The sequence below is a fragment of the Pseudomonas sp. C2.3V genome, assembly GCF_058536325.1.
This window is the reverse complement of the sequence record NZ_JBZUBN010000001.1, coordinates 3,705,047-3,725,765: the sequence shown is the minus strand read 5'-3', so window position 1 is coordinate 3,725,765 and position 20,719 is coordinate 3,705,047. Positions and strand designations below refer to the sequence as shown.

General features: G+C 56.8%; 15 protein-coding genes. 4 read left to right on the top strand and 11 right to left on the bottom strand.

Going from position 1 to position 20,719, the window contains the following annotated elements; all coding sequences use genetic code 11:
- Positions 1–8: 8 nt before the first annotated feature.
- From pqqE to pqqF, 6 genes are all read right to left on the bottom strand, one after another.
- Entirely contained in the window at positions 9–1,169 is a 1,161-nt protein-coding gene (gene pqqE, locus AC4LF3_RS17655; RefSeq protein ID WP_491836065.1) for a pyrroloquinoline quinone biosynthesis protein PqqE, read from the bottom strand.
- Positions 1,141–1,416 (bottom strand): pyrroloquinoline quinone biosynthesis peptide chaperone PqqD, encoded by a 276-nt coding sequence (gene pqqD / locus AC4LF3_RS17650; RefSeq protein ID WP_074821790.1) that lies wholly within the window; start codon positions 1,414–1,416, stop codon positions 1,141–1,143. Before pqqD ends, pqqE begins: the two co-directional genes overlap by 29 nt.
- Positions 1,413–2,162 (bottom strand): pyrroloquinoline-quinone synthase PqqC, encoded by a 750-nt coding sequence (pqqC, locus tag AC4LF3_RS17645; protein ID WP_197872514.1) that lies wholly within the window; start codon positions 2,160–2,162, stop codon positions 1,413–1,415. Before pqqC ends, pqqD begins: the two co-directional genes overlap by 4 nt.
- A 42-nt stretch (positions 2,163–2,204) precedes the next feature.
- Entirely contained in the window at positions 2,205–3,116 is a 912-nt protein-coding gene (gene pqqB, locus AC4LF3_RS17640; protein WP_491836064.1) for a pyrroloquinoline quinone biosynthesis protein PqqB, read from the bottom strand.
- A 175-nt stretch (positions 3,117–3,291) separates the two neighbouring features.
- Positions 3,292–3,363 (bottom strand): pyrroloquinoline quinone precursor peptide PqqA, encoded by a 72-nt coding sequence (pqqA, locus tag AC4LF3_RS17635; protein ID WP_003243383.1) that lies wholly within the window; start codon positions 3,361–3,363, stop codon positions 3,292–3,294.
- A 130-nt stretch (positions 3,364–3,493) separates the two neighbouring features.
- The gene (pqqF, locus tag AC4LF3_RS17630; protein WP_491836063.1) at positions 3,494–5,956 is read right to left on the bottom strand and encodes a pyrroloquinoline quinone biosynthesis protein PqqF; all 2,463 of its coding nucleotides are present in this window, start codon (positions 5,954–5,956) and stop codon (positions 3,494–3,496) included.
- Between the two features lie 372 nt (positions 5,957–6,328).
- On the opposite strand from pqqF, the gene hhe reads away from it, so the two are divergent.
- Positions 6,329–11,647 carry a DUF4011 domain-containing anti-phage protein Hhe gene (gene hhe, locus AC4LF3_RS17625; RefSeq protein WP_491836062.1) on the top strand — a complete coding sequence of 1,773 codons (5,319 nt, stop codon included), beginning with the start codon at positions 6,329–6,331 and terminating at the stop codon, positions 11,645–11,647.
- Positions 11,648–11,691: 44 nt separating this feature from the next.
- Here the strand turns inward: hhe and AC4LF3_RS17620 are convergent, their stop codons facing one another.
- From AC4LF3_RS17620 to AC4LF3_RS17610, 3 genes are all read right to left on the bottom strand, one after another.
- Positions 11,692–12,135, bottom strand: a complete 444-nt coding sequence (locus AC4LF3_RS17620; protein WP_010795926.1) for a globin domain-containing protein — start codon at positions 12,133–12,135, stop codon at positions 11,692–11,694.
- Positions 12,136–12,380: 245 nt separating this feature from the next.
- Positions 12,381–13,856 (bottom strand): aminoacyl-histidine dipeptidase, encoded by a 1,476-nt coding sequence (locus AC4LF3_RS17615; RefSeq protein WP_010795925.1) that lies wholly within the window; start codon positions 13,854–13,856, stop codon positions 12,381–12,383.
- A 106-nt stretch (positions 13,857–13,962) separates the two neighbouring features.
- Positions 13,963–14,328 (bottom strand): HdeA/HdeB family chaperone, encoded by a 366-nt coding sequence (locus AC4LF3_RS17610; RefSeq protein WP_010795924.1) that lies wholly within the window; start codon positions 14,326–14,328, stop codon positions 13,963–13,965.
- 719 nt (positions 14,329–15,047) lie between these two features.
- Here AC4LF3_RS17610 and AC4LF3_RS17605 point away from each other — a divergent pair.
- Positions 15,048–15,935 carry a manganese catalase family protein gene (locus AC4LF3_RS17605; RefSeq protein WP_010795923.1) on the top strand — a complete coding sequence of 296 codons (888 nt, stop codon included), beginning with the start codon at positions 15,048–15,050 and terminating at the stop codon, positions 15,933–15,935.
- Positions 15,936–16,132: 197 nt separating this feature from the next.
- Positions 16,133–16,666, top strand: coding sequence for an ankyrin repeat domain-containing protein (locus tag AC4LF3_RS17600; RefSeq protein WP_010795922.1), 534 nt, complete (start codon positions 16,133–16,135; stop codon positions 16,664–16,666).
- Positions 16,667–16,718: 52 nt separating this feature from the next.
- Here AC4LF3_RS17600 and rtcA read toward each other — a convergent pair whose 3' ends face one another.
- Positions 16,719–17,735 (bottom strand): RNA 3'-terminal phosphate cyclase, encoded by a 1,017-nt coding sequence (rtcA, locus tag AC4LF3_RS17595; protein ID WP_491836061.1) that lies wholly within the window; start codon positions 17,733–17,735, stop codon positions 16,719–16,721.
- A 58-nt stretch (positions 17,736–17,793) separates the two neighbouring features.
- A complete protein-coding gene (locus AC4LF3_RS17590) occupies positions 17,794–19,014 on the bottom strand; it encodes an RtcB family protein (protein WP_491836060.1) in 1,221 nt (406 codons plus the stop codon).
- A 472-nt stretch (positions 19,015–19,486) separates the two neighbouring features.
- On the opposite strand from AC4LF3_RS17590, the gene AC4LF3_RS17585 reads away from it, so the two are divergent.
- A complete protein-coding gene (locus AC4LF3_RS17585; RefSeq protein ID WP_491836059.1) occupies positions 19,487–20,632 on the top strand; it encodes a pectate lyase family protein in 1,146 nt (381 codons plus the stop codon).
- The last annotated feature ends 87 nt before the right edge of the window (positions 20,633–20,719 follow it).

Sequence of the window (20,719 nt, the reverse complement as noted above, 5' to 3'; positions counted from 1 at the left end):
TGTAAGACTCAGGCTTTGGCGATAAGCCTGGAGTTCCGCTCATTGCGAAAGCTTAGCTGCTCAATGCTTTGAGTGGCATGCTCCGCCTCGGTACGGGCGTTGAGGATCACGTCGTGATGTGGGGACTTGCTGCAGACCGGATCGGCGTTGGCCGCATCGCCGGTCAGCATGAAGGCCTGGCAGCGGCAGCCACCAAAATCCTTTTCCTTTTCATCGCAGCTGCGGCAGGGTTCTGGCATCCAGTCATAACCGCGGAAATGATTGAATCCAAAGGAGTCATACCAGATGTGCTGAAGGCTATGATCCTTCACATTCGGAAACTGGATCGGCAGCTGGCGAGCGCCGTGGCAGGGCAGTGCGGTGCCATCCGGCGTGACGGTGAGGAAAATACTGCCCCAACCGTTCATGCAGGCCTTGGGACGTTCTTCGTAATAGTCCGGCGTCACGAAGATCAGCTTGCAGGGATGGCCTTCGGCTTCGAGCTTGGCGCGGTATTCGTTGGTGATGCGTTCGGCGCGTACCAGTTGCTCTTTAGTGGGTAACAGGCCGACCCGATTGAGCTGCGCCCAACCATAGAACTGGCACGTCGCAAGCTCGACGAAATCCGCTTCCAGGGCGATACACAGCTCAATAATACGGTCGATCTTATCGATATTGTGCCGATGCGTGACAAAGTTGAGCACCATGGGGTAGCCATGGGCTTTTACCGCGCGGGCCATCTCCAGCTTCTGGGCAAAGGCCTTTTTGGAACCGGCGAGCAGGTTGTTTACCTCTTCGTCGCTGGCCTGAAAGCTGATCTGAATATGATCGAGCCCGGCGTCGCGAAAGGTAGCGATCTTCTGCTCGGTAAGGCCGATGCCGGAGGTGATCAGGTTGGTGTAGTACCCCAGCCTGCGAGCCTCGCTGATCAGTTCGGCCAGATCCTGGCGTACCAGAGGCTCGCCGCCGGAAAAGCCCAGCTGTGCTGCGCCCATCTGCCGGGCCTGCTGCATGACGGTGAACCACTGTTCGGTGGTCAGCTCCTTGCCTTGAGCCGCAAAGTCCAGGGGATTGGAGCAGTAGGGGCACTGCAGGGGACAGCGGTAGGTCAGTTCTGCAAGGAGCCACAAGGGCAGCCCTACCGCAGGCTGCTCAGGCAGGTTAGCCGAGTTGGATCCAGTGCTCTGCACGAGCAACCTCCATGAACTGCTCCACATCGTCACCGAGTTCCGGGACGCCTGGGAAGCGTTCGTTCAACGCATCAATGATGGCGGCCACATCACGCTGGCCGTCGATGAGTTCGCCAATGGCGCCAGCACTTTCGTTCAGCTTGATCATGCCTTCCGGGTAGAGCAGTACGAAGCCGTTCTGTGCGGGCTCGAACTGGAAGCGATAGCCAGGGCGCCAGCGCGGCACTTGGGTACGATCAAAGCTCATAGTTGAATTCCTTTATGCCAGACGCGCTGGTCGGTTACGGTGTGGTAGGGCGGCCGTTTCAGCTCGTAGGCCATGCTCATGGCATCCAGCATGCTCCAGAGGATATCGAGCTTGAATTGCAGGATTTCAAGCATGCGCTGCTGGGCATCATAAGTGGTGTAGTGCTGGAGGGTGATGTGCAGGCCATGCTCCACATCGCGGCGTGCCTGACCAAGGCGTGTGCGAAAGTATTCATAGCCGGCTGGGTCGATCCAAGGGTAATGCTGGGGCCAGCTATCCAGACGCGATTGGTGAATCTGCGGAGCAAAAAGTTCGGTCAATGAGCTGCTGGCTGCTTCCTGCCAGGAGGCGCGGCGCGCAAAGTTGACGTAGGCGTCTACCGCGAAGCGTACGCCAGGGAGCACCAGTTCTTGCGAGAGAACCTGCTCACGGTCGAGTCCTGTTGCTTCAGCCAGGCGTAGCCAAGCCTCGATTCCACCTTCCGTTCCAGGAGCACCGTCATGGTCAAGAATACGCTGAACCCACTCGCGGCGGATCTCGCGGTCCGGGCAATTCGCCATGATCGCTGCATCTTTCAAGGGAATGTTCACCTGATAGTAGAAGCGATTGGCAACCCAGCCCTGAATCTGCTCACGGGTCGCGCGGCCTTCGTACATGGCTACATGGTACGGGTGGTGGATATGGTAATACGCGCCCTTGGCGCGCAGGGCCTGTTCGAACTCTTCAGGGGTGAGGGCGTGTGGCATGTCTGGCCTCCTCGGTAGATAAAATGACCGGATGCACGCGGATCACAGCTCGATGCTCATGCCATCCCAGGCGACTTCGACGCCGCGTCGCTCGACTTCTGCGCGTTCGGGCGAGTCCTCATCCAGAATCGGATTGGTGTTGTTGATGTGGATAAGCACCTTGCGTGGCGAGGTTAGCTGGTCGAGGACCTCAAGCATGCCGCCGGGGCCGTTCTGAGCCAGATGGCCCATCTCTCGGCCGGTGCGGGTGCCAACGCCACGGCGTTGCATTTCATCATCTTCCCATAGGGTTCCATCGACCAGCAGACAGTCGGCTTCGGCCATTTTGGCCAGCAGGGCGTTATCCACCTGACCCAGGCCTGGCGCATAGAACAGCTTGCCGCCCGTAAGCAGGTCTTCAACGATCAGCCCGATATTGTCACCGGGATGCGGATCGAAGCGGTGCGGCGAATAGGGCGGTGCAGCGCTACGCAGCGGTAGAGGCGTGAAGCGCAGGCTCGGGCATGCCGGAATAACGAAGCTGCCTTCCAGCTCGATACGGTTCCAGCGTAGGCCACCGTTCCAGTGTTCCAGCATGTTGAACAACGGGAAGCCAGTCGTGAGATCCTGATGAACCATATCGGTACACCAGACCTCGTGGGGGCAGCCCTCGCGCAGGCTGAGCAGGCCGGTAGTGTGGTCGATCTGGCTATCGAGCAGAATGATCGCGCCGATGCCGGTATCCCGTAGCGCACGGCCCGGCTGCATGGGGGCGAAACTCTGCAGCTGCGCGCGGATATCCGGTGAGGCGTTGCACAGCACCCAATTTACGCCGTCATCGGACAGGGCTATGGACGACTGGGTGCGAGGTTGCGCACGAAGACTGCCGTCACGAACACCACGGCAGTTGGGACAGTTGCAGTTCCACTGGGGAAAGCCGCCGCCTGCAGCGGAGCCAAGAATCTGGATATACATGATTTATCTATGAAATGCGGCCAACTTAGAACTTGTCACGAGCGGCGAGGGACATTCAGGAGAAGCACCTATTGGCGGTCCGGCTGCGCCGAACAGGCCTCGCGGTAGGCATGACCCACTTCTAAGGTGGCTAGAAAAGGAACGCCCCGGATAACCGGGGCGCTGGATCACGCAATCAACGGTTAGCGAAGTACATGGTGACTTCGAAGCCAATGCGCAGATCGGTATAAGCAGGTTTAGTCCACATAATAAATACCCCTCAAAGTGATATCGGAAAGGTCCGATTTACTTAGTACAAAATACCTTGCATACGTTCAGGATAAACACATCCTGAAACGCACTTAAGCTAGTTTACCCTGATATGGTGCGACGTATAGTTACAGGGTTCGCCAATGTGTTTCTGTCGAGACATGGTTGGCTAAACAGGTCCAGCCGTGGTAGGCGCTGTGTAAGGCATGCAAGGCGTGCTGAAGGTCGTCAGGGTGCAAAGCCAGGATCGCTTTGCGAAGATCATCGAGATAGGTCAGCGGATAACCTCCCTGATGGGCGCTCCATAGCTCTTCACCCAGCTGGCGGGTGTCGAGTGCACTAGGTAGGAGCTGATCGGCAAGGGCCTTTTGCTGCTGCCCGAATGGCTCATGGGTCAGTGCAGCGATTTCGGTCGGCAACCGGGCAAGAAACGCCTCGATATGATTAAAGATGTCTGCGGTCGTCACCGTTGGAGACTGGATGCCAAACACGAGCGTTGACCGTCCCGCGATCTGACGAACACTGGAAAATACCGCATACCCCAGCTGCAGCTCCACACGCATGCGCTGGTAAAAGCGCGGTTGCACGAGATGGCCAAGGAACCGCCAGGCGGCCTCCTGCCGGATGTCATGGGGCGGTGCCGGACAGGCCAGCAGAACGGCATATTCAGACGAGTGCCCGGGAACGGTGTGCCACCATCGACCACTACGGCTCGGCGGGACTGGGGGGCGCTGTGCAGGTACTCCGGGCAAGTCCAGCAAGCAATGGCGAAGCGAGTTCAGCTCCATCTCCGAAAAGCCGATAGACAAGCTATCCCACTGTGCAACAGACCATTGTCCAGCAAGCTGGGTGGGGCCTTCCATTTCCTGACCTGCCTGATCCGTCTGGGTCTGAGGAGGCTCCGCCATCAGATCGGTGAGCCGGCTTATGAGCTGCCTGATAGGCATGCTGTTCGGCTCAGCGGGCGGCTGGCTGAAGGCTTGCCAAGCTTCGTGGCTGGGCCTATGGAGAATAGGGATGAGCGCATTGAGTACAGCCGGAATCGCCTCACTCAAGCCGGTCAGCCTAAGCTGCCATTGCTGGCCAAGCGTGCTGAGGGAAGCCTCAACACCTGCCTGGCGTGCCTGATGGCTGATAGCTTTTAGTGCGTGGTTGAGTGTGCGGACGAGAGCCGGTTGATACGCGGCCGGTTCCAGAAAGTGCCAGCGGATATACAGTGCACCTTCACCCAGGCCGGCAGCCGCTTCCTGAATACTCTGAAGGGCGGGTAGCGAAACGGAATCTGCTCCCGTCTCGATCTGCGCAGGCACGAGGAATGGGTTGAGCGGTGGAAGCGTCCAGTTCAGGGCTGGCGCTTGCTGACGCTCGCATGCGCCTGGAGCAGGAAGCAAATTGTGTTCAGGTTTCAAATGCCCGAGCAGGTGTCGCAAGGCAGTCACGCCAGCGCTTGATAGGCCCGGTGCTTTCAACCCGTCGTCGAGAAGTGACCGGGCCAGTGGCAATGCGGCGCTGGTAGCACGTGTTCGCTGCGCGAGGCGCGTGTACTCCGCCTGTAGCTCAGTCAGATCAGGCTGGCGTTCCAGGAACGTCAGCCAGTCGAAAAAGGCATGAGCTATCTGTGATGACGCTTTAATGCCTGCCTCGGTCAAGGCTATTTCAACAGCGAGTACCGCCTGCTGCCTGAAGTGATAGAGCGGCTCCAGCGTCAGCGTCTTGACCCATCCTTTCTTTCGCAAGGTGCTTATCAGGCCGCCGGTATGTTCGGCGTGCGTCCAGAGGGACAGGCAATCAATGGCCTCACGACTATCAGCGGGCAGGTCTTCCAAGGCGAACAGCAAACTGAGCGTCTCTGTATCCGGAGGCTCTACCGGTGCGATGCGTTCTGGAGGAAGAAGCGCAGGGGGCGATAACGGCTCGATACGCTCCCCCGCATTGAAGCTAGCGCCGTAACGGTCTGCCAGCTGGCGTAGTTCATCTTGGGGCTGTGGTCCGACCAAGACCAGCGTCATCTGTCCGGCTTGATAGAAGCGCTCGTGGAAGCCTTTCAGTGCTGCTTGAAAACGCAGGTTGGGCACGAGCAGGCTGTAGCGGTTGCCCGCATGGAATGCTGTGACAGGGTGGCGGCGCGACAACGGGTGCATCTGCCACGTCAGGCGGTGCGTGCGGGTATCCCTTGACCAGGCAATAAACTCGGCATGGATAACCTCGCGCTCGCGGCGTTGATCTCCGTGGGCAAGACGCGGGTGGACGAGCATGTCACACAGACGGGCAACTCCGCCTTCCAGCGCGGCAGGTGGCACCTCGAAAAAAAAGTCCGTGGTGCGATCCCGTGTACTGGCATTGACCTGCCCAGCATGGCGTTGCACGTAAGCCATCAGGCCTTCATCAGCGGGATAGGCATGCGTGCCCAGGAAAAGAAGGTGCTCAAGGAAATGTGCAAGCCCGGGCCATGCGCCATCCACATCATGACTTCCTGCGGCGACCCGAATGGCGGCCGAGGCCCGTTTGAGTCGAGGCACCTGTCCCAGAATGACGGTCAGGCCGTTGGCAAGGCGAAGGGATTCGAATCGGGTGGCAGACAAGTTATTCATGGCAGTCGTTATGCACCGGTGATATGCACAGGGCTTGTTGGAGCCGCTCTACGGCTTTGTTGCAGGCAGAAATGCATCGTTAGGCTACACGGATAAGGCCATGTCCGGCCATGTCCCAAGAAATTGCCATGCTTTAAGCAGAACTTTTCCGGATATCGCGTGCTTTTCAGGTGTATTTATGTACAGTATCTGATGTGTATCGATACATTGCGGATCAAGGCGCTTTAAAGCGCACAGTGTATGGCGCTCGCCATTACGGTCAGTGTTTTCTGTTCTTCATCTTTTCACCGACAGACTGACTTATCTATTGATGACCGTTGATTTGAATACCGACAGCCTGGCTGTCGGTCTGCTGTTTTGAGGACGTTGTTCGTGGACGACACTACAGGCTCATCCGTCAGCCATCTCTCCAATCTCGAGCGGCTGCGAAGCCGTCTGCTCGATCTCAGCGCCCGTAACCGGCTGCTCAATTTTTCCCATGCGCGGAGCAAGCGTTTCGTTCGCGTGATCGACGAGCTTCCGGACCAGTTGTTCGAGATGCTGCTTTCCGAGCGCTCGATGCGCTTTGCGGCCGTGCCTGAGCCTACGCAAGCGTTGCTGCTCCAGCATGGCTTTCTGGAAAAAGCCCCCTGTACGGGGCAAATGCGCGAAGTCAAAAAACTACCAACTGCAGAAGAGTGGGCTGCGGTATTGGGCATGGCTTCCAGCTATGAACTTCCCCTGCCGATACTGGCCGAGGCGCCTGTCGTGGATGACAGCCTTCTGCGGCTTGAAAACGAAGGGGGCCTGATCGAAGAGCCTCCGGTGCTGGAGGAGATCCGGGAGCGTAAGCACTCGGATGAGTCCATTCAGAGCCTTTATTTTCCGCCCGAGCTCGAGGCACGCCTGCAGATTCTGCATGCCCAGTCACGGGTCGCGCTGGAAGAAAGCGGTGCGAATATCCTGTATCTGGCCATTGGCTTTCTGGAGTGGGACGAATCTGTAGCCGGTAGCAACAGTACGCGTCTGGCGCCGCTCATGCTTGTGCCCGTGCAGCTGGAAAAAGGCAGGCTCAACGCGGAAACCGCGACCTTCGAATACCGTATCCAGTACACCGGCGAAGATATCCTGACCAATCTATCGCTCAGGGAAAAGTTGCAACTGGACTTTGGAATTGCGTTGCCCTCCATCACCGAAGAGCTGACGCCCGAGGCGTACTTCCGACTGGTGCAGGATACGATCCTCAGGGCCAAGCCTACCTGGCAGGTGCGCCGGTTTGCCTCGCTCGGCCTGTTCGAATTCGGCAAGCTGATGATGTATCTGGATCTTGATTCGGAGCGCTGGAGCGAAGGGCAGCTGGGGACGCATCCGCTGGTACAGCGCCTGACAGGCGCCTCGGTGGATGAAAAGGAGCCTCTGGCCGAGGCTGGATTCAGTGCTGAATACGCAATTGATGAACTGCCCGAGGTGCACGAGCATTATCCGCTGATCGACGATGCGGACAGCTCCCAGCATAGTGCGCTGGTGGATGTCATCCGGGGTGAAAACCTGGTCATCGAAGGGCCCCCTGGTACCGGCAAGTCCCAGACCATTACCAATATGATCGCGGCGGCCATGGCTCAGGGTAAGAAGGTGCTGTTCGTGGCAGAAAAGCGCGCAGCGCTGGAGGTGGTCAAGAATCGTCTAGAGCGGGCAGGGCTGGGTGATTTCTGCCTGGAGCTGCACAGCCATAAAAGCCAGAAGCAGGCGGTGATCTCCAGTATCCGCCAGCGAATCCAGAAACGGGGTACCTTTCGTTCGCCCAAGGAGCGACAGGCTCAGATCGAGCACTATGAACGTCTGAAGCGACAGCTCAACCGCTATGTCGAGCAATTGCACGCTCCCTACGAGCAGGTTGGCATGACGGCGCATCAGATTCTTATGCAGGCGACCCGTTTGCGTGAGAGCCTGCCTGTGGCGCCTTCCGAACTGCATCCTGTGTATGACTTGCCTGTTTCGCGTGTGCAGCTGGAAGAGCAAGCCAACTTTTACGCCACCTACTACCGCAAGACTGCGCAGGAAGCTGGCGAGCCGGGACGGCTGGAAACCCATCCCTGGTTTGGCTGCCGCCTCACCCGCTTAACCGGCACCGAGCGGGAAGGCCTTGTGGCGTCGCTTGAGCATGCCCGGCAAGCGCTGACCCGCTTTGCTGCGCTCAGGGCTCCACTGGCCGAACGGATGGGGGCACCGGCGCTCGCGCAGTTCACGCCCCAGGCACTGGCTGATCTGGCGGAGCGCCTTCCCGCATTGATCCTCCCGCAAGGCGACGAGGATTGGACATTGCTGCCCTTGCTGGATGAATCATCCTGTACAGCATTGGGTGACTGGCTGGACCGGTTCGATGCCTTGCTCAAGGGGCAGGAAGCCCTGTCGCGCCGTTTCAAGCCTGACGCCATTCGTTCCGCCGATATCTGCCAGCTGCTTAACCGGGCTTGCGCTGCGCTACGGTTGCATGTGGAAGGAGAGCTGGACCTGTCACAGGCGCTGGACCTCATGAAGCGAACCCGCGATTTGATGCAGGCAGCTGCTCAGGTCAATACGGCCGTGCAACACCTGCAAGAGCAGGGCGCGGCAGGCGAGTGGATAAGCGACCGGGAGGGACTGGAGCAGCTGGGTACGTTGCTTATCCTGGCGCAGGCACTGCCAGCCGAATTGGTCGAGGCGCGTCAGCGAAGCTATGAAGACGAGGCGCTCGATATACTGCTCTCCAAGCTGGCGGATCAGCTGCCCGAACTGCGCCGTCAGCGTGAGCATCTGTCCAAGGTGTTTTCGTTCAGCCGCCTGCCCGATAGCCAGCGTCTGGAGGATCTGCATCGCGTGCTGTCCGATGCGTCTCTGCTGCGCTGGTTCAAGGGCGAGTGGCGAGCGGCCAAGGCAGAACTGCTGACGCTGGTACGGCCCGGTGTGAAGCTGGGCGAAGGCATCGACGCGCTGGTGGAGGCCGTCGCGTTTCAGCGTGAAAGCACGGCGCTGGCGCAGAATACCGGCTATGCCCAAAAGCTGGGGCCACTGTTCAAAGGGCTAGAAACAGAAGTCGATGAGCTCTTGCGTCTGCGCGCCTGGTATCGTCAGGTCCGTGAAACCTGCGGGCGCGGCTTTGGTGCCAAGGTATGGATTGCGGATTACCTGACCAAGGCAGACGCTGCGGACATCGCCGCGTTACAGGGTGAGGCCGATACACTGCTGGCCTATCTGGGAGAAGTAGAGGATTTAAGGCAGGACCTCGAAACCCTGTTTACCTTTGATGCTCATGATCTGCGCACACAGCCGCTGCTGGCCGCTGACGGTGTGCTGGTCCGCCTGCTCAAGAGCGTGGGTGGGGCACTCAAGGCGATGCTGCCCCATGTTCGGGAGCAGAATCCAACGCTCAATGGGTTGCAGGCACAGATCAAAACCCTGGAGGCATGGCAGCAAAGCGCTACCCAGCTGCGTCAGGACCAGCAGCTTGCGGCTGTGCTGGAAGGCCGCGAGCTACCGACCCTGGAGCAGGCCTCAAGCGCCCGCGCCACCCTCAACACCTGGCGTCATACCGTCGAGCTTGCCCGACCATTGCTGGCGTTGTCTGTTGGGCGTGACCTGATGGCACGTCTGGCCGAGGAGGACGCGGACGGCGCCGAACGCCTGATCCAGGAGTGGCAAGAGCAGGCTGCGGTCATTCAGCAGGCCATGGCAGCCTGGGAGGACCGTCTGGACGCCTTTCTGGTGCGAGGAGAAATCGAGCCTGACGAGTGGTGGCAGGTCGTTACGGAGCCGACATTCGAGGCGCTGGAAGCACGTTTGCGCCGGGCGTCCGAACGTGAAGACCTGCTCGATCACTGGTTCGAATACCGTCGACTGCGTAGCCGGCTGGCTGATCTTGGTTTCGAGTCTACCGTTGTGGCCATTGAGCGGCAGCGACTGACTGCAGATCAATGCGCCGACGGCTGCCTGCTGGGCTTGCTGGACCGCTGGGCCTGCCAGATTCTGGAGGATAACCCAGCGCTGGGGCAGTTTTCCGGTAAGGAACAGGAGGCTATTCGAGCGCGCTTTGCCGAAATCGACCAGGCGCTCAAACAGATTCAGCGCGAGGAGGTGGCGTACGACATCGATCAGGTAGAAGTGCCTGCCGGCAACAACTCCGGCAAGGTGAAGGAGCGCACCGAGCTGGCCCTGCTGGAGCACGAAGCCAGCAAACAGCGCAGCCATCAGCCGATTCGCAGTCTCATGCAGCGTGCCGTCAAAGCACTGCAGGCACTCAAGCCCTGCTTCATGATGAGTCCGATGGCGGTAGCGCAATACCTGCCCGCGGGCGAAGTGGAGTTTGATCTGGTGGTAATGGACGAAGCCTCGCAGATGCGTCCCGAAGAGTCCTTGGGCAGCATTGCCCGCGGTCGTCAGCTCGTGGTCGTCGGTGATCCGAAACAGCTGCCGCCCACCAACTTCTTTGCACGCCAGGGAACGGGAGACGACGCAGAAGATGAAGACCTGTCCCTCGCTCAGGATTCCGAAAGTATCCTGGATGCGGCCATGCCCTTGTTCCGGCTGCGCCGCCTGCGCTGGCACTACCGCTCGCGGCATGAAAGCCTGATTGCGTTTTCCAACGCGGCCTTCTATGACGGTAACCTGGTGGTCTATCCCTCACCGCATCGCGAGTCGGCTGAGTTTGGCGTCAAGTTTGAGCGTATCGGCAACGGCCGTTTCGTCGAGCAGCGCAACGTAGAGGAAGCCGAGGCAGTTGTGGCAGCGATTGAGCATCACCTGCTCAATCGCCCACAGGAGTCCCTGGGCGTGGTTGCGATGAACGTCAAGCAGTCTGACCAAATCGAACGTCTGCTGGAGCTGCGCGCCAAGCAGAACCCGGAGCTTCAGCTTGCCTGGGAGCGTAATGCGGGACTGGCCGAGCCGCTGTTCATCAAGAACCTGGAAAACGTGCAGGGGGATGAGCGAGACGTCATTTTCATCTCGTTCACCTACGGCCCCATGGAGGCCGGTGGCAAGGTGCCCCAGCGCTTTGGCCCGATCAACAGCGACTCGGGTTGGCGACGGCTGAACGTCTTGTTCACTCGCTCCAAGAAGCGTATGCACATTTTCACGTCGTTCACGGCATCGGATGTACTCGTTACCGGTACGTCGAGTCGTGGCGTACACGCGCTGCGTAACTTCCTGCACTATGCCGAGACGGGGTATCTGCCGCGCGTGGAAGAAACCGCACGCGCCCCGGACAGCGACTTCGAGATTGCCGTCATGGACGCCTTGTCTCGCCACGGCTACACCTGTGAGCCGCAGGTTGGTGTGGCAGGCTTTTTCATCGATCTGGCCGTGCGTGATCCTGAACAGCCAGGGCGTTACCTGATGGGGATCGAATGTGATGGGGCTGCTTACCACTCAGCCAAGTCCGCGCGGGACCGGGACCGGTTGCGTCAAAGCGTCCTGGAGCAATTGGGCTGGCGGATCCGCCGAATCTGGTCAGTGGACTGGTTCCGTAACCCTCGTACACAGCTCGATCCCATTATTCATGAGCTTGATCAACTACGAAGGGAAAGTCCTGTCTCTGCCAAGCAGTTGAGCGAAGAGGAAAAGACCATGGAGCATGAGGTTTTAGATGCAAGCGTAGGGACCCACCTGCTGGCTGAGCCTCCTGTTACAGAGAGAGCAAATCACGGCCCGGACGATATGAGCCCGCACGTCCACTAAAATAAAGGCCCGCCAAGCGCGGGCCTTTTGCTGGAGCCTGCCTGTTAGCAGGCTTCGCCGTACAGCGTTTTCTCACGGTTGATCATGATATCTGCCAGGAACCAATAGGCTTCGCCCCAGGCATTCAGGATCTCGTCAGTGGCCGCATCACCCAGCACATCCTTGATGGCTGGTAGCAGGGCATTGGCAACTGCAGGGTAGTGTTCGGCCTTGACGTGTGTGGCTACGTGCCGGGCGCAGATCTTGTCCACTGCACCCTGAATCGCTTCCAGATGGTCCACGTTCTTGGCAAAGGCCAGGATGGCGGCAGCCAGGCGTCTGGGTTGTTCGCCCGACTTGTGGGCGGCTTCGTCGAACAGTGCCTTTATCTCTGGATCGACAAACAGGCGCTCGTACATGCGGGTCGTAATAGCAACGCCATGCTCCTGGATGACAGGCGCCGTCGATTTGATAATGGCAATGGTTTCAGGTGATAAAGGCTGGCTCATAAGGCTTCCTACCGTATTCTCAGGCCGCTGCAAAAGGCGGCCCTGTTGTCATCAGGCTAGTGTTAACGATAGCAGCGCCCTTCGGCGGAGGGCTTGCTAGAAGCATAGACTACCGCGCTGATATCGCCGCAAAGGCACGAATCGATGGCTGTAGCCTAATGAGGTTGTGAGGCAGAGGTATTGATATATGTCATGGTGCCTGCAATAAGCCAGGCACCATGATACGTGGTCAGGCTCAACGGGCGTCAGGAAACCTTGAAGCCCGGCTTGATATGCGCTACTAGATCAAGGAAAAGCGTCCATGTACGCTCGGTAGACGAAATGCTCAAGCATTCATCGGGCGAGTGTGCGTTACGGATGTCCGGGCCGAACGAGATCATATCAACATCCTGCAGCTTGGCGCTGAACACACCGCACTCCAGTCCCGCATGGATTCCTGCCACTTCAGGAGCACGGCCATATTGAGTGGTGAAACGTTCAACAAACAGATCGCGTAACGGAGATTCCGGCCGGAAGGGCCAGGCAGGATAACCATCATGCAGTTCGAAGCGTGCACCGATCACACGTGCCAGAGCTTCGAGCTTGGCAACGGTCGCCTCCATTTGTGAGGGCTGCGAACTGCGGCTGGCACTGCCAAGGCTTATCTCGTCGCCTACGATATCCAGCGTGCCCAGATTGGTGGAAGTTTCTACAAGGCCGGCTATGTCCGGGCTCATGCGTTGAACACCTTGGGGCATCAGGATCAAGGCCTCACTAAGGGCCGTGGTCGTGGTTTTGGCAAAGCAGCGCTCCGGCATGGACGCGGCTTCTAGTGCGAGTTCAAGGCCGGGGTCGGCCGTCACGTATTCCTGTGAAAGCCGTTCGTACCATGTCTTCAAGGTGGCGTCGAAAGCGTCGATGTTGTCTGGAGAGATAAGCAGCGTGACTTCAGCGCGGCGGGGTATCGCATTACTTTTGCCCGAGCCTCCCTGTACATGCGCAACGCGGACATCGTGTCTTGCCAGCAGATCACTCAGGATGCGCCCCAATAACAGAATCGCATTACCACGTGGCGTATGAATATCCAGGCCTGAATGTCCCCCTTTAAGGCCGCGTACGTGCAGCTTCATGGCTCTTGAGCCGGCAGGAACGTCGCTCCACTGGATCGGAAGACGCATATCGCTGCGATTGCCACCCGAGCAGCTGGTAAATAGCAGCCCCTCTTCTTCGCTATCGATATTAAGAAACAAGCGACCCTTCAGGCTGGATGTATCAAGTTTTGAGGCTCCTCTGAGGCCTACCTCTTCCTGGGACGTGAAAATAGCCTCTAGTGGAGGGTGCGGAATGTCGCGGCTTTCCAGCAATGCCAGCATGAACGCCACGGCAATGCCGTTATCGGCGCCCAGGGTAGTGCCATCAGCCTTGAGCAAGTCGCCTTCGATACGCAGCGAGATAGGGTCGCGGTTGAAGTCGATGGGGTTGCCTTCGTTCTTCTCGCACACCATATCGGTATGCCCCTGCAGGATGGTTACAGGCGCATCTTCATAACCAGCGCTACCTGGCTTGCGGATAATGACGTTATCCAAGGCATCACGTTCGGCCTGCAGGCCATGGCGATCGGCAAATGCCATCAGGTGATCGGCAACAGCCTGCTCGTGGAAAGAGGGGCGGGGAATAGCGGAAAGTGCTGCGAAATGACGAAAAACTGCAGCCGGGGCAAGATGCTCAACAGAGGCCGACATGATGGCTCCAGAAAAAGGAAAACGTTGAGCGTCGGCTGATGCTGCTGGCGAGTCAAGCAGTTTTACCCATGAAGCACCCGCCAGAGCGCTTCATGAGAAGGGCGGCTTACTGGTTCATGCGCTGGCGATAATCCACCAGCTCCTTGCCCAGCGCCTCGGTGGCATCCTGAAGCGTATCGATCGGACGCTTGCGGCAATAGTCACTGATCCACTGCATGCGCAGGCCGTCATCCATGCCTTCTGAAATATTCTTGATTCCACTGCGGGTGGACTCATTGAAGAAGGTGAAATAACCCGACACCCACTCACTGGCATACGGCTTGTCAGCGCTCCAGGTACTGAGCAGGTCACGGCAGGTCTTGGATCCAATACCCAACGCCTTGATGGGCTCATCTCCATCAGCAGCAAACGCCCCTTGCGCCAGGCTGCTTATCAGTGCCAGCGTCATGGCTATCCCTGTCATTCGTTTCATGGTCGTCCTCATGGGTTGGAAGCAAAAAGCGCTTGGACCTTATAAAGAGTGAAGGATTCGCTGGCAATCGTAACGTCTAAAATCTGCCTTCAGGTTTGCAGCTTCGTTCCTTCATATGAAACGTTAGTTTGTGTTTTCACGGCACAATGTTTTAGAGGTAGCCATCTGGGCTTTCTGGCGCGTCGCATTAGTATCTGGAGAGGTTTGGCTTAGAGTAGGGCAAGTGAAAAAAGAGAGGTGAAGCGGACACGTATTTCTCAAGGTGAGCGGTGAGGCAGATGAAGTCATAGACGGAGCAGCAATAGAAGAAGCCGTGAAAGATTTGTCTCAATCAGTGACTGATAGGTCTGTTTTCGAACGAGTAAGCCACGAGGCAGGAAAAGATTTTCAGCCGACCAGCGGCAGAGAGAGTTAAAGGATGAAAAGCGCCATTTAAAGCCTGCTTGTAACGACATGGAAACGCCTTGCAGGCTCCGAAAACACTGACCTAAAGCCGCTTCGCTGCGTTTACTCAATAAGACTTTCTAATTAGCTTGATAGATAAAAGCATTCAGGCTAATGGTCGCCTGCTCTGAACTATCTGGAGCCAAACTGCCTCCACTTCTACAGAGCCTGTACATGACGTCGTTAAGCAGGCTCCTACACCATTGGTGTCATCAAAATCAAAAAGGAAGTAGTGGGATAAGGACAGCGTGATTAAATCTGGATAGGAGAGCTGTATGTTCGTTCATAACAAACGACTTCAGTATACCGTTCGTGTAGCTGGTCCCAACCCGGGCCTGGCCAATCTAATGCTTGAGCAGTTTGGCGGTCCTCAAGGCGAACTCGCGGCTGCGATGCGCTATTTCACCCAGGGTCTGGCCGAAGACGATGCAGGTCGTAAAGATATGCTGATGGATATCGCGACCGAAGAGCTTAGCCACCTGGAAATCATTGGCTCCATTGTCGGTATGTTGAACAAGGGCAACAAAGGCCAACTGGCCGAAGGCATTGAAGAAGAAGCCGAGTTGTACCGCAGCATCACCGGAGCGGGTAATGATTCTCACATTACATCGGTTCTTTACGGTGGCGGCGCACCGCTCACTAACTCTGCAGGTGTACCGTGGACAGCAGCTTATATCGATACCATCACTGAGCCGACTGCTGACCTGCGCTCCAATATCGCCGCCGAAGCGCGTGCGAAGATTGTGTATGAGCGCCTGATCAACCTCACTGACGACGTAGGCGTGAAAGATGCCTTACAGTTCCTGATGACGCGCGAAATCGCTCACCAGAAGTCCTTTGAGAAAGCTCTACACTCCATGCAGCCCAACTTCCCGCAGGGCAAGCTGCCAGGCAAGCCGGAGTTCGCCAACGTGTACTTCAGTATGTCCCAGGGCGAAGGCGATATGCGTGGTCCCTGGAACCAGGGTGGCGAGTGGGAATACGTAGAAAGCCCGCAACCTGCTGTTGACGGTGGTGATGGCCTGGCTACTGTCAATCTGCCTGCCAAAGACATGAAAGTGGTCGAGCAGATGGTCAAGCGCACAGCGTCCGATCCGGCCAGCAACCCTCTGACGGGGGCTGATCTGGGCTCTGGCATGGCTACGCAGAAGAAAGAAGTCTGACGCTTTTCTGCTAGATGATTACCCGTGCATGGCTTGGCTGTGGTCTGACACCACACCCTGCCATGCAGGGTTCTTATGTAAACCTTGCGTGAGCCGATAGATACGTTCTTCACCCCGGCACTCATCAGGACGAATTAAAATGGCGGAACGCAGTCGCAATAAACGGCACTGTTATTACCGCATATCAGGGAAGCGAGATGACTGAAGAAAACCGCGACGCACAACTTTCCGAAGACCAGGCGATTGAGTTCGCCCATCAAGTACTCGATTTAGCGCGCAGTGGCGATGCAGTCACATTGGGCAAGCTGCTGGATAAGGGGCTGCCCCCCAACTTACGCACCAGCAAAGGTGACACACTGCTAATGCTGGCCAGCTACCATGGACAGCTTGATGCGGTACGTACATTGCTCGATCATGGCGCTGACCCGAATATCTGCAACGATAACGGCCAGAGTCCTATTGCGGGTGCAGCCTTCAAGGGCAATCTGCCAATGGTAAAGCTATTGGTTGAGCAGGGTGCCGATGTGGAAGGCGTGTCCCCGGATGGCAAGACCGCATTGATGATGGCTGCGATGTTCAATCGGGCCGAAATCGCCGAATACCTGATCGAAAAAGGCGCCAATATTAACGCCCAGGATGCTAACGGTGTAACGCCTCTTGCAGCTGCACAACGTATGGGCGCGCCTGAAACGGTTGCGTTGCTGGAACGAATTCAAGAGCTGCAAAAGTAGGCAGCCTGTTTATGAAAAAGGCGCCTGTCAGGCGCCTTTTTTGGTTTCTGGCCTATGATTCTAACCGTACCTGATAGCACTCATCGCTCAAGGGTTCGATCACGATGCGGACCGGGCAGAACCGCTGGATGACCTCGGCATTACTACGCAAATGCTCAGACGCATATAGACACGTAAAACGACCACTGCCTGCCAACAACAGGGGGAGCAAGAGCTGGTCCGCCAGATGTTCGCCTACGGCAGCGCCGCTGCGCTCGAAGGCGAGCAGTTCATCAATGGCGTGATTGGCGACTTGTTCTGCCCTTACGCGGCTTTGCCCGAACGCAGCGAACACCTCGGTAACCGCCTCGTACTGTTGCTCGATTAGCACTACATTTCCAGGCCCCTGCGCTCTGTGTAACTGAACGGTATGCAGGTTGTCCTGAGACCAGCCCAGACGTTGTGCCACTTGGTTCAGCTCGCGCGTGCCTATCGACTCGGGCAGGCCCGCCAGAAGCGCTTGCGCCTGCTGGCTGACCAATTGACCACGGTCTTCCAATATCAACGGACTCAACCTGCTGGGTTGGATCACTACCGTCATCTCACCTCCACCCGCAGGAGCAAAGCCATGACGGATGAGGTCCAGCTCTATATGGGCGCCCATCCGTTTCAGTAACGGTAGCCATGCTTTTTGCAGGAAGTCGACTGGTGGTGCAGCAGGATTGTGCGTTCCGCCTTTCAGTCTCAGGCGACTGGGAGCAGGTGCCTTGAGCAGGGCGGGCAACACGGTCTGCAGGACAAGTACACAGCTGCCTGCCGTGCTGATGGCAAATTCATAATTACCACCCTTGATTGCGCCAGGCTGAAAACGCAGGCTCAGCGAGCCCAGCTCCGCACCCTCAAGCGTCGCATCGCATATCGCGGCGGCCGCTTGCACGGCCGTCAGGTGCTGGCGAAGCAGGCCAGGACGGCTCCGCTTCGCACGAATATTGGTGATACTGAACGGCTGTCCAGTGATCATGGACAGGCTCAAGGCGCTACGCAGGATCTGACCACCGCCGATCGACCCGTCCAATTGTAGTTCTTCCATGGTGAAAACCTTTTTTGTCGTGCAGTTCAATCTGCTTTCATTCGTCCAGTGAAGCTGATCAGCCTTTGACGCATACCACCTGACGCAGGGTGTGCACCACTTCCACCAGGCTGCGCTGGGCTTCCATTACACTGTCGATGTCTTTATAGGCCATCGGGATCTCATCGATGACGTTGGCATCCTTTCGGCATTCCACATGTGCGGTAGCGCGTACTTGGTCCTCGACCGTAAACAGGTTCTTGGCCTTGGTCCGGCTCATGGTTCGTCCGGCGCCATGGCTGCAGGAACAGAATGACTCCTCATTGCCCAGGCCGCGAACGATAAAGCTCTTGGCACCCATGGAGCCGGGAATGATGCCCAATTCGCCCTTCTTGGCTGATACCGCCCCTTTGCGGGTAATCAGTACCTCCTGACCGAAATGCTGTTCTTTCTGCACGTAGTTATGGTGGCAGTTGACCGCTTCCAGGTTTGCCTCAAACGGCTTGGTGATGACCTTTCGGGCCGCATCGATCACTGCGTGCATCATCAGGGCGCGGTTCTGTTTGGCAAAATCCTGCGCCCAGGCGACAGCCTCGACATAATCGTTGTAGTGCTTGCTGCCCTCCTCGAAGTACGCCAAGTCTTTATCGGGAAGATTGGCAATGTGCTGTTGCATGTCTTTTTTTGCCAGCTCAATGAACAGGTTCCCGATGGCATTACCTACCCCACGCGAGCCGCTGTGCAGCATGAACCAGACCCGCTGGGCTTCGTCCAGACAGACCTCGATAAAATGGTTCCCGGTACCCAAAGTACCCAGGTGGTTGCGGTTGTTGGTCTTTTCCAGTTTCGGGTATTTATCGGTAATAGCCTTGAAACGCTTGGCCAGGCTGGACCAGGCATGATCGGCCATATCAGGTACGTTCTGCCAGGCACCCTGGTCGCGGCGGCCAAAGGTCTTGCCATGGGGGACGGCCTTTTCGATGGCGCTGCGTAGCGGTTGCAGGTTGTCGGGCAGGTCTGAAGCCATCAGGGACGTGCGCGCCGCAATCATGCCGCAGCCGATGTCGACGCCCACCGCCGCAGGGATGATGGCGCCCACAGTTGGGATAACGCTACCGATAGTGGAGCCTTTACCCAAGTGGACATCCGGCATTACTGCCAGATGTTTGAAGATGAACGGCATCTTGGCTGTATTCATCAGTTGCTGTTTGGCATCGCCTTCGACCGGGACGCCTTCGGTCCACATCTTGATAGGCTTGCCGTTGGCTACTTCAAGAAGCTGATAATTCTGCTTATCCATTTCTACGCTACTCCATGGGTTGTCTGTGAGATGCAGGCAAACACGCTGCAACCTTCATATCCCTGGATATAGCAGAGGGCGTGCCATTGTTTTAAAAACGCTTATCTTTAACTTTAAGTTATTGAAATTTAAGATTTTTAGTGAAATTTTTTTGAGAGGGGATTGCTTGGTCTCTTCTGATTTACGATATTTTTATCTATCACCTTATAAATTTATATAGCCATGGCTTCCCTCTATCTTACGTCTCATGATTTAGTCATCCGGCATCTTGAGATGACGCCTCTGTTCGTTCATCAGCCGACCAGCTGTCGGTAAAACTTATCTTGGGCAGTTGCTTTACAAGAGATTAAGATGGACTATTGTGGTATGACGACATACAGCATATAGCTATCGTCTAGAGTCACATCTAAAGTTTTATTGCGTAATTTTGTTGTAAGCGGCAATTCCATACTAATAAAAACAGGAAGCTGGTATGACAACTAAGTCTATTCTGCAGGCTAGGTCTACATGGGTAACAGGCGCGTTGTTGCTGGCAGTCAGCACGAGCAGTCTGGCAGCCCATATGCGCGAAGTGGCGACGTCCGGCTGGGCAACCCAGAACGGTGGTACACGTGGAGGCTCTGCCGCCATGGGAACCGATATCTATACTGTACGTTCTGCCACCGAGCTCAAACAGGCGCTAAGTGCAAACGCTGCAAGCAGTGGGCGCATTATCAAGATTGTCGGAACGATCGATATCAGCGACGGGAAACCCTTTACCAGTACGAGCGACATGGCCGAACGTGGCCTGCTGAATGTTCCGGGCAATACGACCATTATTGGTTTGGGCAAGCAGGCCGGTATTGTGGATGGGTTCTTCATGATCAAGCAGAACAACGTGATCATGCGTAATCTCACGATCGAAAATGCCTGGGACCCTTCGCCTACCTGGGATCCGGATGACGGTGATCTGGGTAACTGGAATTCGGAATTCGATGGCGTCACGATCAGCGGTGCCAGTAACGTCTGGCTCGATCATCTGACCTTTACGGACGGCGGGCGCCTGGACGATCCGAATGAGATCGGCAATGGTGTTCATATCCAGCATCATGACGGCGCTCTTGATGTAGTGTTGGGTGCGAACTACGTCACTGTATCCAATACCGTATTCAAACTGCACGACAAGAACATCCTGATCGGTAACAGCGATAGCCGCGGCACTACTGATAGCGGCAAGCTGAAAGTCACTATCCACAATTCGGTTTTTCAGAATGTAGGCCAGCGCGCGCCACGGGTACGGTTCGGGCAGGTGCATCTGTACAACAACCTTCATCTTGGTAGCACCAAGGACGCTGTTTATCCCTTTGTTTACGCCCACGGAGTAGGTAAGTCCTCCGCCATTCTCTCGGAAGCTAATGTCTTCGCGATTTCCGGTATCAGCGGGTGTGAACAGGTAACGGCCAATTGGGGTGGCACGGTTTACAAGGATGTCGGTTCGCTCATCAATGGTCGGAAAATGACCTGCTCGTGGGATCCGAATATCGGTTGGGCTCCGCCGTATCGATACACCAAATTACCCGCTTCGCTCGTGCCTCTTGCCGTACCTGTACGAGCAGGTGCAGGCAGGATCAATTTTTAAAACTACACATTGTATCGATCGACTTTAAAGCGCTCTGCTTTGCATAGCTGAGCGGCTGAGCCTATGGCTAATGCCGTCGATCTCTGT

What these genes read in the sequence shown, in the direction of transcription:
- pqqC (WP_197872514.1), bottom strand. Translation starts at nt 2,162, where the DNA reads ATGCCACACGCCCTCACCCCTGAAGAGTTCGAACAGGCCCTGCGCGCC.
- pqqD (WP_074821790.1), bottom strand. Translation starts at nt 1,416, where the DNA reads ATGAGCTTTGATCGTACCCAAGTGCCGCGCTGGCGCCCTGGCTATCGC.
- AC4LF3_RS17585 (WP_491836059.1), top strand. Translation starts at nt 19,487, where the DNA reads ATGACAACTAAGTCTATTCTGCAGGCTAGGTCTACATGGGTAACAGGC.
- AC4LF3_RS17620 (WP_010795926.1), bottom strand. Translation starts at nt 12,135, where the DNA reads ATGAGCCAGCCTTTATCACCTGAAACCATTGCCATTATCAAATCGACG.
- AC4LF3_RS17610 (WP_010795924.1), bottom strand. Translation starts at nt 14,328, where the DNA reads ATGAAACGAATGACAGGGATAGCCATGACGCTGGCACTGATAAGCAGC.
- pqqB (WP_491836064.1), bottom strand. Translation starts at nt 3,116, where the DNA reads ATGTATATCCAGATTCTTGGCTCCGCTGCAGGCGGCGGCTTTCCCCAG.
- rtcA (WP_491836061.1), bottom strand. Translation starts at nt 17,735, where the DNA reads ATGGAAGAACTACAATTGGACGGGTCGATCGGCGGTGGTCAGATCCTG.
- AC4LF3_RS17600 (WP_010795922.1), top strand. Translation starts at nt 16,133, where the DNA reads ATGACTGAAGAAAACCGCGACGCACAACTTTCCGAAGACCAGGCGATT.
- pqqF (WP_491836063.1), bottom strand. Translation starts at nt 5,956, where the DNA reads ATGAATAACTTGTCTGCCACCCGATTCGAATCCCTTCGCCTTGCCAAC.
- AC4LF3_RS17590 (WP_491836060.1), bottom strand. Translation starts at nt 19,014, where the DNA reads ATGGATAAGCAGAATTATCAGCTTCTTGAAGTAGCCAACGGCAAGCCT.
- AC4LF3_RS17615 (WP_010795925.1), bottom strand. Translation starts at nt 13,856, where the DNA reads ATGTCGGCCTCTGTTGAGCATCTTGCCCCGGCTGCAGTTTTTCGTCAT.
- AC4LF3_RS17605 (WP_010795923.1), top strand. Translation starts at nt 15,048, where the DNA reads ATGTTCGTTCATAACAAACGACTTCAGTATACCGTTCGTGTAGCTGGT.